Genomic DNA, 16356 nt, shown 5'->3' on the forward strand with positions numbered 1-16356 from the left:
AAGGAGCGTTTGAATGGCGTATGTGACCGTTCCCAAAGATTTGACCCATGTAAAATCCAAAGTCTTATTCGGGCTGACCAAGCGGCAGCTGGTCTGCTTCGGCGGCGCGCTCCTCACGGGCGGGCCGCTTTATTTTTTGACCCGGGACTATCTTTCCAACAGCGCGGCGGCCCTGCTGATGATTTTTGCCATGCTGCCGGGACTGCTGTTCGCTCTGTTCGAGCGGCACGGCCAGCCCCTTGAAGTGGTGATTCAGCAAATGATTCAGTGTTGCTTTATCCGTCCCAAGGAAAGGCCCTATCAGACCAACAATGCTTACGCCGCCCTTGTGCGGCAATACCAAATGGAACAGGAGGTAAAGGCCATTGTCCAGAAAAACGATACCCCGCGAAACCGAAAAGCCCAAAAAACTCACCCGCGCCCAGAAAAAAGAAATTGATGCCGTTCTCCGCAAGTACAAGGGTGACGGCAAGCCCCGCACGGCACAGGCCACCATCCCGTATGAGGCCATCTACCCGGACGGTGTGTGCCGCATTGACCGACGCACGTTCTCCAAGTGCATTGCCTTTGAGGACATCAGCTATCAGCTGGCCCAGCCGGAAACGAGGACCGCCATCTTTGAACACCTGTGCGACCTGTACAACTATGTGGATGCTTCCATCCATGTGCAGCTTTCGTTTTTGAATCGCAAGGTTGACCCGGTGCAGTACGCAAAAAGTTTTGAGATCGCACCGCAGGGGGATGATTTTGACGACATCCGCGCCGAGTACACCGCCATCCTGCAAAAGCAGCTTGCCAGCGGAAACAACGGCATTGTCAAAACCAAATATCTGACGTTTACCATTGAGGCCGACAGTCTAAAAACAGCGCGGGCCCGTCTGACCCGCATTGGCCTTGACCTGCTGGGCTATTTCAAGACCATGGGCTGCGTGGCGCACGTCATGGACGGACAGGCGCGTTTGGAGGTGCTGCACGGCATCTTCCACCCGGACGGGGAACCGTTCCGCTTTGACTGGGACTGGCTGGCGCCCTCCGGCCTGTCCACTAAGGATTTTGTGGCCCCGTCCTCCCTCTGCTTCGGCACGGCCAAGACTTTTGGACTGGGCGGCAAATATGGAGCTGTGAGCTTTTTACAAATCCTTGCGCCGGAACTTTCGGATGAAATGCTGGCCGATTTTCTCAAAACGGAAAGCGGCATTCTCGTCAATCTCCATGTGCAGGCCATCGACCAGACCGAGGCCATCAAAACCATCAAGCGGAAGATCACAGACCTTGACGCCATGAAGATTCAGGAGCAGAAAAAGGCTGTCCGTTCCGGGTACGACATGGACATCCTGCCCAGCGACCTTGCCACTTACGGCGAGGACGCCAAAAAGCTGCTGAACAAATTGCAGACCCGGAACGAACGGCTTTTCATGCTGACCTTTCTTGTGCTGAATGTGGCCGACACCAAGCAAAAGCTGGGCAACGATGTGTTCCAAGCGGCAGGTGTGGCCCAGAAGTACAACTGCTCCCTTATCCGGCTGGACTACCAGCAGGAGCAGGGCCTTGTGTCCAGTCTGCCGCTGGGCATCAACCAGATAAAGATTCAGCGCAGCCTTACCACCTCCAACGTGGCGGTGTTCGTGCCCTTTGTAACGCAGGAGCTTTTCCAGAGCGGTGCGGCCATGTACTACGGCATCAACGCAAAATCCCACAACATGATCATGCTGGACCGCAAGCAGGCCCGGTGTCCCAACGGCTTGAAGCTGGGCACGCCCGGTAGCGGCAAATCCATGAGCTGCAAGTCAGAAATCGTCAGTGTATTTTTAACGACTGCTGACGATATTTTTATTTCAGACCCAGAGGCCGAGTATTATCCGCTGGTCAAGCGGCTGCATGGGCAGGTCATTAAACTTTCGCCTACCAGCAAGGACTATGTGAATCCTTTGGACATCAACCTGAACTACTCCGAGGATGATAGCCCGCTGGCCTTGAAATCGGATTTTGTGCTGTCGTTCTGTGAACTGGTTATGGGCGGCAAAACAGGTCTGGAAGCGATTGAACGCACCGTGATAGACCGCGCTGTGAAAGCCATCTACCGCCCCTATCTGGCGAATCCCTGCCCGGAGAATATGCCGATTTTGTCTGACCTTCACCAAGCCCTGCTCGACCAGCACTTGCCGGAAGCGGACCGGGTGGCGCAGGCACTCGACCTGTATGTATCCGGCTCGCTGAATGTGTTTAATCACAAAACGAATGTGGACATCCACAACCGGCTTGTGGCCTTTGACATCAAAGAGTTAGGAAAACAGTTAAAAAAATTGGGGATGCTCATTATCCAAGACCAGATATGGGGCCGTGTCACCCAGAACCGCAGCCAAGGCCGGGCCACATGGTATTTTGCAGACGAGTTCCACCTTTTGCTGAAAGAGGAACAGACCGCCGCGTACAGTGCCGAGATTTGGAAGCGCTTCCGCAAATGGGGCGGCGTGCCCACAGGTGCCACCCAAAATGTGAAGGACCTTCTTTCTTCCCCGGAGATTGAGAACATTCTGGAAAACAGCGACTTCATCACGCTGCTGAATCAGGCATCCGGCGACCGCAAAATCCTTTCGGAACGGCTGAACCTCTCCGCAGACCAGCAGAAGTACATCGACAATTCGGAACCGGGCGAAGGACTGCTGATTTTTGAAAACGTGGTGCTTCCGTTTTCCAACCCCATCCCGAAAAACACACAGCTCTATAAGATCATGACCACCCGGCTCAGCGAGGTGGTGGAGCTATGAGCTTAACACATTTCAGCTTGTTTTCCGGCATCGGCGGCATCGACCTTGCCGCGGAAGCAGCGGGGTTTACCTCTGTCTGTCAATGCGAGTGGGCGGCATTTCCCGCCGCTGTGCTGGCAAGCCACTGGCCGGAAGTGCCCCGTTTTCAGGACATCACCACTGTAACAAAGGAGGCTTTCTTTGAAAAAACAGGACTTCGCACCGTCACCCTCATTTCAGGTGGCTTCCCGTGCCAGCCGTTCTCCACCGCAGGGCGGCAGCGCGGCTTCCACGATGAACGCTACCTGTGGCCCGAAATGCTGCGGGTCATCCGGGAATTGCAGCCCCGTTGGGTGCTTGGAGAAAATGTTGCTGGCTTCCTCCGTATGGGGCTCGACAAAACGCTCATTGACTTGGAGCAGGCAGGTTACGATGTTCGGGTTTTCGTATTACCTGCTGCTGCCGTTGGCGCGTGGCACGAGCGGAAACGAGTATTCATCATCGGTTCTTCTGCCAACACCTCTTGCCAGCGACACCGGGGATGTGGGCAAGGGACTGGACATCCAAATCTCTGCGAACGGCAGCTACCGCAAGATGAACAAGGATGGCAAGGCGTGGACGGCGCGGCTTTCCCATGTGGTCTACCGTATGACACCCACCACGCTGGAAAAGCCCTATCTCAACCCGGACTGGGTAGAGTGGCTGATGGGTTTCCCGAGCAAATGGACGGACATTCCCTTTGGGCCGAAGAACCCGCCGACATCCCGCGCCTGACCGAAGAGGTGCCGAACCGCAGCAAGCGGATGAAAACACTGGGCAATGCAGTTTCGCCGCCGCAGGTGTTCCCGATTCTCAAATACATTGCGGACATTGAAACGGGCCGCTGTCCGATAGGAGGTGAAGAACTTTGAAAGAATTGCAGGCGAAAGCCAAAGTCACCCAGACCATGACCCGTGATGGTCTGGTGATGGAAAATCAAGCGGACGGCACTGTAGAGAATGTTTCCAGTCGGGAAGCGGAACAGGATTATTCCACGGATGCCGAGGGCAAGGCCGAAAAAATTCTGGAACGGGCCGAGGACATCAAGGACAGGCATAAAAATAAAAAGAAAGCGAAAAAGGCAGCAGAAACAGCGGCCACCGCCGAAAGCGAAGATGGCCTGCACGGTTCCGCCGCCCGTCTGGAACTGACCGAGGAAGAACGGACAGACCCGGAGTTGCAGCCGTATATCCACAAAGCGGGGGCAAAAGCCGACAAGCTGGATGCGGCCCGCGCTGCTCTGCCCAAAAAGCGTGTCCCGGTCAAGGAAAAAGTTTACGATGCTGCCAACGGCAAGGCAAAATCCACCTTGCGTTTTGAGAAGCAGGACAAAGGCCCACCCAGCCTGAAACCAAACCCGGCCAGTCGGCCGCTGTCGGAAGCATTGCTGTTCGCTCACGGAAAAATCCATGAAGTCGAACACGAAAATGTGGGTGTGGAGGGTGGCCACAAGGGTGAAGAACTGGTGGAGCATCAGACCGCCAAGGTCATCCGCAGCGGCATCCGGCACCACAAGATGAAGCCCTACAAGGCCGTGGAAAGGGCAGAGCAGGAATTGCGTTCGGCTAACGCCGAGTATTTCTATCAGAAGTCGTTGCGGGACAATCCGCAAATCGCGCAGTCGGCCAGCAACCCCATTTCCCGGATGTGGCAGAAACAGCGTATCAAGCAACAGTACGCCAAAGCTGCACGGCAGGCCGGACAAGCCGCCGCACAGGGTGCAGCCACTACCGCAGAAAATGGTTTCCGGGTAACAAAGCTGGCAGCCGAAGGCGGCGAACGGGTGGCCGAATTTGCGGCCCGGAACTGGAAAACCATTCTGATCGTGGCGGTGTTCGGTCTGCTGGCTCTGCTCCTGATAACGGGTTTGCAGTCCTGCACCGTGATGGCGGGCACCGCTGGAACCGGCGTGACGGCATCTTCTTATTTTTCCAAGGACAAGGATATGCTGGGTGCAGAGAAGGCTTATGCCAAGCTGGAACAAAAGCTGCAACGTTATCTCGACACCTACGAGGCCACCCACAACTATGACGAGTATCATTTTTATCTGGATGAAATCGAGCATGACCCCTATGTGCTGATCTCGATTTTGTCCGCGCTGCATGACGGCGTGTTCACACTGGCCGAGGTGCAGGGCGAACTTGAAATGCTCTTTGAAAAGCAATACATCCTGACCGAGACCGTGACCATGCAGATACGCTACCGTACAAAAATGATGGTCATTATTGGCCCGTATGGTGTGCCGCAAGTTATCACCTACCAAGAACCGTATGAATACTACATCTGCACGGTCAAGCTGAAAAACAAGGATTTGTCCCATTTGCCCGTGGAAGTGCTGACCGAAGAACAACTCAGTGCTTATTCGCTCTATATGCGCACGCTGGGCAACCGGCCGGATTTGTTCGGGCAGGCACAGTACCCCAATGCGTCCACCATCAAGCAGCCCATCTATTACGACATTCCCCCGGAAGCCCTCAAAGATGATAAGTTTGCCGCCATGATGGAGGAAGCCACCAAGTACATCGGCTACCCGTATGTGTGGGGCGGCAGTTCGCCCAGCACCAGCTTTGATTGCAGCGGCTACATTTCGTGGGTGCTGAATCACTCCGGCTGGAACGTGGGCCGCCAGACCGCACAGGGCCTTTACAACCTCTGTACTCCTGTTTCGGCCGCACAGGTCAAACCGGGCGACCTTGTGTTTTTCAAGGGCACCTACGATACCCCCGGCGTGAGCCATTGCGGTATCTATGTAGGCAATTCCATCATGCTGCACTGCGGCGACCCTATCTCTTACACAAACCTCAACTCAAAATATTGGCAGGAACATTTTTACAGCTATGGGCGTTTACCGTGACGCCAGAAAGGATTTTGTATGGCAAAAAGACTTTCTCGCATTGAGCGCGACATCGAACGGCTCAAAGAAAAAATCTCTGAATACCAGCAGCAGTTGAAAGAACTGGAAGCTGCAAAGACTGAACAGGAAAACTTGCAGATCATTCAGCTGGTGCGCAGCATGAACATGAAGCCGGACGAGTTCGCGGCCTTCCTGCGCAGCGGTGCGCTGAATGCTGCACCCACCGCCACACCGTACCACAAACAGGAGGATGCCGCCGATGAAACCTGACAACTGGAACCGTTTCGCCGCCGGACTGCTGGCTATCCTGCTCTGCCTCTGCTCCTTTTCCATGCCCGCTTTCGCAAGCGGTACTGACCCTGCCCCGGAACCTCTGCCGGAGATTATCGAAGAAGAACCCACTACGGGCGGCATGGAGCCGGAGGGTGTGCCCATCACGCCCAAGGGCAATGCAACACTGGTGGATGACTTTTACGGCGACAAGCAGCTTATCACGGTGACCACCAAGGCCGGGAATTATTTTTACATTCTCATTGACCGTGCCAACGAGGACAAGGAAACGTCCGTTCACTTCCTGAACCAAGTGGACGATGCCGACTTGCTGGCCCTGCTGGATGAAGAACCGCCGGACACTGAGTTCTGCATCTGCACCGTGAAATGTGAGGCCGGGAACGTCAACGAAAACTGCCCCTTGTGTGAAAAGAGCCTGCGGAGCTGCACGGGCACGGAAGCGGTGAAAACCGACACCGAAACGCCGCTGGAAAAGCCTAAGTCCAACATGGGCAGTCTGATGATCCTGCTGGTGCTGGCTCTGGCGGGCGGCGGTGCGGCCCTCTATTATTTCAAGTTCCGCAAGCCCAAGGCCGATACCACCGGGCACGATGATCTGGACGAATACGATTTTGGCGAGGACGAAGATGCAGACGAGGAACCGGCTGAAATCGAGATTCATTCGGAGGACGGACAGGAGGGTGAAACATGAGCTTTCAGCTGGTGATTGCCGAAAAGCCCAGTGTAGCCCGCAGCATTGCCGCAGTGATCGGGGCCACTGAAAAGCAAAACGGCTATTGGCAGGGCGGCGGGTATCTGGTCAGCTGGTGCATCGGGCATCTGGTGTCCTTTGCGGAAGCGGGCCAGTACGATGAAAAATACTGCAAGTGGAAGTATGAAGATTTGCCCATCCTGCCCCAGCCGTGGCAGTTCATTGTCCCGGACGAAAAGAAACAGCAGTTTGAAATTGTGCGCTCTCTGCTCAACCACCCGGATGTGGACAGTGTGACCGCCGCGACCGATGCAGGCCGGGAGGGAGAACTGATTTTCCGTTTCGTCTACCAAATGGCCGGTTGCACAAAATCTGTGAAGCGGCTCTGGATTTCCAGCATGGAGGATGCCGCTATCCGGGAGGGCTTTGCAAACCTGCGCCCGGATTCGGACTACGATGCGCTATACCAATCGGCCCTCTGCCGCGCAAAGGCAGATTGGCTGGTGGGTATCAATGCAACACGGCTGTTTTCGGTGCTGTACCACAAAACCCTGACGGTAGGCCGGGTGCAGACCCCGACACTGAAAATGCTGGTGGACCGGGATGCAAAAATCCTGCGCTTCCAGAAAGAAAAGTATTACACGGTCGGCATCCAGTCCGGCAGCCTGAAAGCGGGCAGCGGACGCATTTCGGATGCAGAAACCGCAAATTTTCTCAAAGAAAAATGCACGGGTGCAGTTGCCGTCTGTACTTCTGTCAAGCGGGAGAAAAAGACAGAACAGCCGCCCAAGCTCTATGACCTGACCACCTTGCAGCGGGAGGCAAACCGCCTGTTCGGTTTCACGGCAAAGCAGACCCTTGATTATGCCCAGCAGCTTTACGAAAAGAAACTGCTGACCTATCCCCGCACCGACAGCCAATATCTGACCGAGGATATGGGCCGGACGGCACAGCATCTTGCGTCTGACCTACTGGGGCTGCTGCCCTTTGCCCAAGGGCTTGACTTGACCCCGGATGTGGGGCGGGTGCTGAGCAGCAAAAAGGTATCGGACCACCACGCCATCCTTCCCACCGCCGAATTTGCAAAGCAGGGGTTCACTGGCCTTGCCGAGAGTGAATGTATGTTGATGAACCTTGTCTGTTCCAAACTGTTCTGCGCTGTGGCCGCACCCCATGAATACGAAACTGTGACCGCTGTGTTCTCCTGCGCCGGAAATGAGTTCACCGCCAAGGGAAAGACCGTGCTTGTCCCCGGCTGGAAAGAGATCGACCAACGGTTCCGCGCCACCCTGAAAGCCGATACCGAGGAAGAAGTTTTGAACGCACTGCCGGAACTGGCCGAGGGACAGAACTTTTCCGTGACAACTGACATTTCGGAACATTTCACGTCCCCGCCAAAAGCCTACACCGAAGATACGCTCCTGTCGGCAATGGAGCGGGCAGGGGCCGAGGATATGCCGGAGGACAAGGTGAATTGCTCCGCAGGAGCAAGAGAGGGTGGCCTGGGCCAAGCGGAACGTAAGGGGCTGGGCACTCCGGCCACCCGTGCCGCGATTCTGGAAAAACTGGTGCAAATGGGCTTTGTGCAGCGCAAGGGCAAGCAGCTTGTCCCCACCAAGGACGGCATCAATCTGGCGGTGGTTCTGCCGGAAAGCCTGACCTCTCCCGCTCTGACCGCCGAATGGGAGAATCGTCTGACCGAGATTGCCAAGGGCAATGCAGACCCGGACGAGTTCATGGCCGAAATTGAAGCGCAGGTGCGTCAGCTGATCAAGACCTACTCCTGCATCAGCGCGGACAAACAAAACCTGTTCCAGTCGGAACGGGTTATCATCGGCAAGTGTCCCCGGTGTGGTGAAAACGTCTACGAGGGCAAGAAAAACTTCTACTGCGGAAATCGTGGCTGTCAGTTCGTGATGTGGAAGAATGACCGCTTCTTTGAGCAGCGCAAAAAGGCGTTCACACCGAAGATCGCCGCTGCTCTGCTCAAAAACGGTAAGGCAAAGGTCAAGGGCCTCTACTCCGAGAAAACAGGCAAAACCTATGATGCAACGGTGCTTCTCGCAGATACAGGAGGCAAGTACGTCAATTACCGAGTAGAGCGCAAAGAGTAAGGCAAAAATACGAGGGCCGGTTATGGTAAGGTGAAGCATTCATTTTGCCATAACCGGCTCTCTCTATCCGTAGGATAGTAAAACAAAGGAGTTTACATCATGGAGCAGAAAGTTATTCCCATTATCCTGAACGGCAAGGACAGCGCAGAACGGATGAAAGAAATCACGGACCGGCTGGAAACAGGCATTCAGCAGTTGTTCGATAGCGACCGCTACAAAGCCTACCTCACCACGATGGCGAAATTCCACAATTACAGCTTCAACAACACCTTGCTGATCGCCATGCAGGGCGGGCAGCTGGTGGCCGGCTTCAACAAGTGGAAAGACACGTTCCACCGCACCGTAAAGAAAGGCGAAAAAGGCATCAAAATCCTTGCTCCTGCGCCGTACAAGGTCAAGCAGAAGATGGAAAAGCTGGACGAACAGGGCAAGCCGATTCTGGACAAGGACGGCAAGCCGCTGACGGAAGAAAAAACGGTGCAGATTCCGGCCTTTAAGGTGGTTTCCGTGTTCGATGTCAGCCAGACCGAGGGCGAACCGCTGCCATCTATCGCAGTGAATGAACTGTCCGGCAGCGTGCAGGACTATCAAGATTTTTTCAAAGCGTTGGAGCAAGCTTCCCCGGTGCCCATCGGGTTTGAGGACATCGAGGGCGGGGCGCACGGTTACTTTCATCTGCTCGACAACCGCATTGCCATCCAAGAGGGCATGAGCCAGCTGCAAACCATCAAGACGGCTATCCACGAAATTGCCCATGCCAAGCTGCACGCCATCGACCCGAACACCCCGGAACAGAGCAACCGCCCGGACAGCCGCACCCGCGAGGTGCAGGCCGAAAGCGTGGCCTATGCCGTCTGCCAGCACTACGGGCTGGACACGTCCGAGTATTCCTTTGGCTATGTGGCTGGGTGGAGTTCTGGTCGGGAACTGGCCGAACTGAAAGCCTCTCTGGAAATTATCCGCAGCGCGGCCCATGAGCTGATCTCTGCGCTGGACGAACATCTGGCAGAACTTCGCCAGCAGCGGGAAGTAGACCTTTCCGCTACACAGGAGGCCGCATTTGCACTGGATAATGGCAATACGTTGTTCATCCAGACCTGCGATTCTGGCTATGACTACACTCTGTATGGCCCGGACCACACGGCTCTGGACGGTGGGCAGCTGGACGCGCCCGGTCTGACCCTGCCGGATGCCGGGCGGGAAGCACTTAATCTGCTGGGGCAGACAGCCCCGGTATCGGAAGTTCTGTTGGGCGATAAGCTGACAGCGTTCCGAGAGGCGGCGGAAAAGGCCAACGAAATTCCCGCACCCGTTAAAATTCCAGACCCCGCCGCAGAACCTACGGTCACGATTCTGTGGAGCGAAAGCGACAAGCTGCAGGACGGCGAAACTATGCCGCTGTCCGTGGCGAATCGTGTTTTTGAAGAACTGGACACCGCCCAGCACACGGACCGGGAAAAGGATGGTTACGAGGGTGGCTGGTACGACAAGACCGCGTTCCGCATTGATTTTACGATGAACGGACAGCCCGACAACTACGAGGGACGGCAGGATTTTGGCGACGGAGAGGGTTCTTTGGTTCAGCACATCCAGAACTACCACGAATACTACGCCAAGGACGAGAACTGGAAAAATTTTGTGCTGCACAACAAAGGCCCGGAAGCATGGGAACAGGACAAGGCAGAGCGGGAAATGGTGCTGACCGAGTTTATCCCGTATCTCAAACAACATTGCAATCTTTCGGCCATGGAGCAGGCAGCCACCGCCGCTTTGCGGGAGGGACAGAACATTTCGCCGGAACAGGCTGCCTATTACAACACTGTTGTGGCCTATGTGCAGGACTGCCGCCCGCTGCTTAACCAAGGCCAGTATAACTTGCCGGAACCGCCCAAGCTGGCTGACTTTGACCAGAGCTTGCAGGATTACAAGGCACAGGTGCAGGCCGAGATCGCGCAGGAAGCGGCGACTGCCGGAATGACCGTAGAGGAATACGCAGCGGCAGGTTTTGAGGCACCACAGCAGGACAGCTTTTCCATCTACCAGCTGCGCAATGAGGATTCCACTCACGATTACCGTTTTGAGCCATACGACCGCCTGCAGGCCGCTGGCCGGACTGTGGACAAGGCCAACTACGCAGAAGTTTACTCTGCGCCGCTGACTGCTGGCACCACGTTGGAGGACATCTACCGCACATTCAATGTGGACCATCCGGCAGATTTCAAGGGACATTCGTTGTCTGTTTCGGATGTGGTGGTTCTGCATCAGAACGGGCAGGACACCGCCCACTACTGCGACAGTGTGGGCTTCCAGCAGGTGCCGGAGTTTTTGCGGGAAAATCCGCTGCGCACCGCAGAACTTTCCACGGAACAAAACGAAAATATGATTGATGGTGTGTTGAACAATGCGCCCTCTCTGGGCGAATTGGAGGCAAAAGCAAAAGCCGGGGAACAAATTTCTCTGACGGACCTTGCCGCCGCAGTCAAGGCCGAGGAAAAGGCACCGAAAACCAAGAAGTCCCGCGCCGCAAAACCGAAAAAGCCGTCCATCCGGGCACAGCTGGATGCCGCAAAAAAGGAGCAGAGCAAGCAAACGCAGCCACGGGAAAAGACAAAGGAATTGGAGGTCTGACACATGAATTTCAGTGTAGAAGAAGAAAATTTGATCTGTATGTACCATACTTCCGACCGCCGCCGCACGATGGCACGGATGCTGGCTGCCCTGTCGGATATGGACACGGAAATGCGACGGCTGGCAAATAGCACCATTGCAAAGTTGGAGTGTATGACGGATGCCGACTTTGACGGACAGAGGTTTGATTTTGCGAGTGAGTGATACCGCCATCTTGACAATGGAACATTATTTTCAACAAAAGTAATGTGCCGTTGTCATAACAGAAATAGCCGGACACGGTGGCCTTGTGGCTACGGTGTCCGGCTATTTTCATGTATCAGTCTTTATCTTTTTTCTCGGTGGGATTTTCCGGCAGTTCGGCGGCATCTTCTACAATGTCGGTCACAAGCTGCTGGAAGTCAAACGCATTCTTTTCTGTAATAACGGGCTTGCCAGTTTCTGCTTCAAGAGCCTGCCGTGCAATACCGGCTACCTTGCCGCCGCGTTTAGCAACCCGCTTGTTTTCTTCAAAGGTCTGCGGCTTTGCAGTCTTGGAAATATCCGTGGTAGATGCTTCCGCCAGCATGGTCAGCACAAGTTCCAAATCGGTCATGTTGTCCCGGAGATTTTCTTTTGTCAGACCTTTCAGCCGCTTGTACTGCCCCGTGGTCATGCCGGACCATGCGCGGGAGATTTCATCGGTCAGGATGGCGTACTCCTTGCCCTTTTGCACTCCGCGCTTCTTCCATTCGTCCGTTAGTTCGTTGCGGATGCGGATTGCCAAAAGCCGCTGGTGAATCCATTCTTCGGAGTAGCCTTTCTTCAAATAGGTATCAAGCGCACGGTCAATAGCTTGCTCCGGGTCGATGGTTTCTTCGATGCGTTCCTTGCCCACCATTGCCAGCCATGCCTTGAACGGTTCAGCTTTCGGGGACGGGATGGACTGGATGATACGCAAAAGCTGTTCGGTGTTGGCGACATCTGTCTTGTACCGTTTTCCATCAGAGGATAACATTTTCAGTTGTACGATTTTTTCGTACAACTCATTTGCTCCCTCAGTTTTCAGCTTACGTTTCAGGTCGCTCCAATATCGCCGTGGATTGGCTGTTCCAGTTAAAACAGAAATAACATCAATAATCGAAAAATACCATTCTTCCTTTTCTGCATCCCATGCAGTACGGATTTTCTGATCTTCAAAAAGCTGGATAGAGCTATTGTCTTTCACTTCTGCCATAGAGGGTTCCTCGCTTTCGTTGTCTGGTTCTATTTTACATGATTTCGGGTGGAAACGCCACCCAGTCTAAGCGTTTGTAGTTCAAAAATCCAACCAATATTTTGTGCAAATTTACCGTTCCTGCATCTGCTCCTTTCCCGGTGTTGTCCGTAGGATGCCGTCCACATTCTGCTTGATGATGTCATATTCCTGCATCTGGCGTTTGGCTTCGGCGTACCGCCGCTGCAGCTGGTCTTTCTGCTCGGTCAGTTGCTTATACTCAGCTTTCAGGGCGCAGAGGTCGGGTGGCTTTTGAAAGCCCTGCTCTTTCAGGGCCTTGGCCGCCGCTTCATAGAGAATCAGGGTGCCTTCATGCTTGCGCCGGAACTGCTTTTTGTCAGCGGCCCGCTGATACTCCTGCACCAACGGGCGCAGCTCCTTACAGGTGGTGACATCCTTTATCAGCATGGCCATTTCTGCAAGCCGGCGTTCGGCCGCTTTCAGCGCGGCGGCCGCTTCGGTGCTGGCGGCGGTGATCTCGGCCACTCGGCTTTCCAAATCCGGGTAGCTTTCGATTTTATGCTCGGTCAGGAAGTTCAGCGTCCGGGCAGCCTGTTTCAGATTGTGGAGCTTTGCCCACTTCTCATACCCTGCGGACTGTTGGACCTTGATGCTGTTCTCCAAATCAATCCGCAGCGAAATTTTGCGGTTTTCTTTGGGCTTTCGCTCCACAATCCGCCCTTTGATGCGCTCGATGATGGCTTCTTCGGTGTAGGCTTCGCCCAGCGTTTTGCAGCGGGTGAACCGCCCCTGTCCGGGCGCACGGAACGAAACATACTTGCCACGCTTGACCTCGTAGCCCTGCTCCTGCAGGAGCCGCAGAAAATCGTCAAAATCCTTGGCCTGCGGGATGGCTGCATCTATGGCGGCTTTCAGCTTCGCCTTCCAGCTCGTGCCCTTGCGGTGCGCGTCCCACTCGGCATAGCTCTTGCCTCGGTCTTGGCCGGGAACCACCACGGACAGACCATGTTCCTTGCACAGCCGGTCGCTGGTGCGCCGGATGTAGGCATAACTCTGTCGGTTGGAAACATACTTTCGTTGGTTCACCATGTCCACGGCACAAAAGATGACGTGGTTATGGACGTGCCCTTTGTCAATGTGGGTGGTCAGCACATACGGGTATTTGCCTTGCAGGACTTCATCTGCAAGCTGCCGGCCAATTTCGTGGGCCTGCTCCGGCGTGGTTTCGCCCGGCGCAAAAGACTGTATCAAGTGGTGGGCCAGATTGTTGCCTTTCTGCATGGCCTGTGACAGCAGCAGTTCAAATTCGATGTCGGCGGTTTCGTAGGAGCAGGCAAAGGAGGACACCAGCATTTTTTCGTCCGTCTTGGCCGGATTCTCGATGTAGTCCAATGCCTTTTTCAGCGTTGACTTGATAGGATGTATCTTTGTAACTGCCATATCTGTGCCAGCGCTCCTTTGATGTCCGCAACATCTTGTGTGTACAGCGGCCCCATGCTATTCAGCCGCCGTGTGATCTGATTGACGTTGACACCAATCTTCTGCAATTCGGCGGTCTGCACCCGGATGTCGGTGGTGTCGATGTGGACAACATAACCATCTATCGCCATCTTTCGCAGATAGGCAGCCATATTCCGGGTTGGTATCAATTTCATTTTTTCTCGAATCAACCTCCGTTCTTCTTCCGTCACATAAAATTTGACCTGCACGGTTCGCTTTCTGCCCTCCATACGTTTTTACTCTCCTTTCCATTTTGAGGGTTTGGGACACTTCCCAACAAGCTGTTTTGCAGGGCAAAATACGGAAGTGGGTACACACTTCCTATGCTTGCTCTGTAAGTTCTCCCCTAAACCGTCCCCTCTACTAATACTACAATTCAAACCCTGTCTTTTGGCTACATCTTGACTGTGATGCAAAAATAAAGTATCATAATTAGCACAGACTAACCAAAATGGGAGGTGAACCTCATCCTATGACGCACGGAAGTCACTATCTTGGTAAGCTATACAACGACCTGATAGCCAATTCGCCCCAAACAATTTCAATAGATATTCCGTCTGATATGGGGAAAGGACGAATTGCACAGACCCAAATCAAGCACGGCATCATCTTTTCGGATTGGCAAATGTGTTACCAGTCGGATATGAATGTACAGGGAACCGTCAGTAAAGATTATATGCAGATTATCTTCTGCCTGAATGATGGAATCTCTTGGGGCATCATTGATGAAAAGCGTTCCATTACGATTCAAAAAAATGAATCCTGTATCTATGCGGGACATGGAGGAACCGAATATGCCTGCTATAAAAAGGATAGCAATTTTTCATTTAAGAGTATAAAAATTCCGATTGCCTATTTCTCGCAGCTGCTCACAGATTATTTTGATGGGCAGGAAGCAACGGCTTACGAAAAGAAACTTCTTGATGGCATTTCAAAAGTTCCTGTGACCCCCATCATGGAACAAATTCTGGCGGAAACAAGCCAATTTACACAATACCGTGGAGGATTGGGTTACTTATATCTTGACGGAAAACTTCTGGAGCTATTGTCTATTTATTTAGGCGAAGTCCTTGAATTGGATATTCTAATGGGAAAAAATGTTTCCATGTCCAGAACGGAACGGACTGCCATTATGGAAGCTAAACGGATTATAGACAGTCAGCTTGCGTTTGCCCCATCCTGTGAAGAACTTTCCCATCTGGTGCATTTAAGCACAACAAAATTGACACGCGGTTTTTCATCATTTTATGGTATGCCTATTCATCAATACATAATTGAACAGCGTTTGACACAGGCAGCACAGCTGCTATTGGAGGGGGACCGAAATGTAAGCGAGATTGCAGCAATCGTTGGCTACGGAAAGCCCAGCAATCTTGCCGCCGCTTTCAAAAAGCGATATGGTGTGGCGCCAAAGAACTACCGTGAAAGCCGATTTGATACCCATAAAAAGTAGCTTCTGACTGTTTTTGGGTCAAAACGGGTAGGTTTTGGGTTGGATTTGATAATCTAAATTGGTACAATTTGCGATGTGGTTAGTTTCAAATAACCACATCGCATTTTTTATTTTCCGATAAAAGCGAGGAGGCATAAAAATGAAACAAAAGTTGAATGCGAAAGACTTTATTCTCATTGGCATCCTGACAGCGCTCATGTGGATTATCTGCATGATTATCAGCACTATTATGAGCGTGGCTGGCCCAGTGACCAACGTGTTTTATCCGTCCGTTGTGGCTATTCCGAATGGCATCGTTATGATGCTTCTGCTGGCCAAAGTTCCGAAGAAAGGCGTGTTTACCATTTGTGCCGCAATTCAGGCTATCCTGTTCCTGCTGGTAGGTGCTTTCTGGTTCCTTCCCATCGGCTTGGTAATTGGCGGTGTCATCTGCGATTTTCTGATCATGGGCCGAAATGAAATCACAATGAAGTCCATGATAGCGGCCTATGCGCTGTTCAGTGCTATTTTTGCTTTTAGTGCTATCTGCCCCATCAAATTTCTTCAAAGTGCGTTTGTTGGCGCAATGGAGAAAAACAATATTGCCCCGGAGTATATTCAGGGAATGCTCAATATCACTTCTGTTCCCATGCTGGTAGTCATTGTTGCTGCTGGACTGGTGGGCGGCCTGATTGGCGGATTTATCGGCCAGAAAGCATTGAAAAAACATTTCATCAAGGCTGGACTCGTTTCTGTAAAATAACAAGAACAGCCCCCTGAAAATCCATCATACAAACGCAGGCAAACGGGCTGCCTGATTTCAGAGCGCGGGGCTGGAAGTAGT

At 53.3% G+C, this 16356-nt stretch carries 14 protein-coding genes; 11 read left to right on the forward strand and 3 right to left on the reverse strand.

The genetic code is table 11. The features are described 5' to 3' along the window. Positions 1-13 precede the first annotated feature (13 nt). The 9 genes from C4N24_RS09000 (at position 14) to C4N24_RS09040 (ending at position 11568) form a co-directional block, all read left to right on the forward strand. Complete coding sequence (locus tag C4N24_RS09000; RefSeq protein WP_112091130.1) at positions 14-439, forward strand: PrgI family protein; 426 nt, start codon at positions 14-16, stop codon at positions 437-439. Then, positions 366-2768 carry a VirB4-like conjugal transfer ATPase, CD1110 family gene (locus C4N24_RS09005; RefSeq protein ID WP_112091131.1) on the forward strand — a complete coding sequence of 801 codons (2403 nt, stop codon included), beginning with the start codon at positions 366-368 and terminating at the stop codon, positions 2766-2768. The genes C4N24_RS09000 and C4N24_RS09005 overlap by 74 nt, the downstream gene beginning before the upstream one ends. Then, on the forward strand, positions 2765-3658 hold the full coding sequence (locus C4N24_RS09010) for a DNA cytosine methyltransferase (protein ID WP_112091132.1): 894 nt from the start codon (positions 2765-2767) through the stop codon (positions 3656-3658). Before C4N24_RS09005 ends, C4N24_RS09010 begins: the two co-directional genes overlap by 4 nt. Next, complete coding sequence (locus C4N24_RS09015) at positions 3655-5640, forward strand: C40 family peptidase (protein WP_112091133.1); 1986 nt, start codon at positions 3655-3657, stop codon at positions 5638-5640. Before C4N24_RS09010 ends, C4N24_RS09015 begins: the two co-directional genes overlap by 4 nt. Positions 5641-5658: 18 nt before the next feature. Further along, positions 5659-5910: a DUF4315 family protein gene (locus tag C4N24_RS09020; RefSeq protein ID WP_005942334.1), complete on the forward strand. Its 252-nt coding sequence runs from the start codon at positions 5659-5661 to the stop codon at positions 5908-5910. Beyond that, positions 5900-6622 carry a DUF4366 domain-containing protein gene (locus tag C4N24_RS09025; RefSeq protein WP_112091134.1) on the forward strand — a complete coding sequence of 241 codons (723 nt, stop codon included), beginning with the start codon at positions 5900-5902 and terminating at the stop codon, positions 6620-6622. Before C4N24_RS09020 ends, C4N24_RS09025 begins: the two co-directional genes overlap by 11 nt. Beyond that, positions 6619-8736, forward strand: coding sequence for a DNA topoisomerase 3 (locus tag C4N24_RS09030; RefSeq protein ID WP_112091135.1), 2118 nt, complete (start codon positions 6619-6621; stop codon positions 8734-8736). Before C4N24_RS09025 ends, C4N24_RS09030 begins: the two co-directional genes overlap by 4 nt. 99 nt (positions 8737-8835) lie before the next feature. Next, complete coding sequence (locus C4N24_RS09035; protein ID WP_112091136.1) at positions 8836-11364, forward strand: YodL domain-containing protein; 2529 nt, start codon at positions 8836-8838, stop codon at positions 11362-11364. A 3-nt stretch (positions 11365-11367) separates the two neighbouring features. Then, positions 11368-11568, forward strand: coding sequence for a transposon-transfer assisting family protein (locus tag C4N24_RS09040; protein ID WP_112091137.1), 201 nt, complete (start codon positions 11368-11370; stop codon positions 11566-11568). Between the two features lie 115 nt (positions 11569-11683). Here the strand turns inward: C4N24_RS09040 and C4N24_RS09045 are convergent, their stop codons facing one another. The 3 genes from C4N24_RS09045 to C4N24_RS09055 form a co-directional block, all read right to left on the reverse strand. Continuing rightward, the gene (locus tag C4N24_RS09045; RefSeq protein ID WP_112091138.1) at positions 11684-12580 is read right to left on the reverse strand and encodes a BRO-N domain-containing protein; all 897 of its coding nucleotides are present in this window, start codon (positions 12578-12580) and stop codon (positions 11684-11686) included. 111 nt (positions 12581-12691) lie between these two features. Continuing rightward, positions 12692-14020 carry a relaxase/mobilization nuclease domain-containing protein gene (locus C4N24_RS09050; RefSeq protein ID WP_112091139.1) on the reverse strand — a complete coding sequence of 443 codons (1329 nt, stop codon included), beginning with the start codon at positions 14018-14020 and terminating at the stop codon, positions 12692-12694. After that, a complete protein-coding gene (locus C4N24_RS09055; protein ID WP_112091140.1) occupies positions 13981-14310 on the reverse strand; it encodes a plasmid mobilization protein in 330 nt (109 codons plus the stop codon). Before C4N24_RS09055 ends, C4N24_RS09050 begins: the two co-directional genes overlap by 40 nt. Positions 14311-14552: 242 nt before the next feature. On the opposite strand from C4N24_RS09055, the gene C4N24_RS09060 reads away from it, so the two are divergent. Further along, positions 14553-15533, forward strand: a complete 981-nt coding sequence (locus tag C4N24_RS09060) for a helix-turn-helix domain-containing protein (RefSeq protein ID WP_097778664.1) — start codon at positions 14553-14555, stop codon at positions 15531-15533. Between the two features lie 139 nt (positions 15534-15672). Continuing rightward, positions 15673-16275, forward strand: coding sequence for an MptD family putative ECF transporter S component (locus C4N24_RS09065; RefSeq protein ID WP_112091141.1), 603 nt, complete (start codon positions 15673-15675; stop codon positions 16273-16275). Positions 16276-16356 lie beyond the last annotated feature (81 nt).

Source organism: Faecalibacterium prausnitzii, assembly GCF_003287405.1.
Classification (GTDB): domain Bacteria; phylum Bacillota; class Clostridia; order Oscillospirales; family Ruminococcaceae; genus Faecalibacterium; species Faecalibacterium intestinale.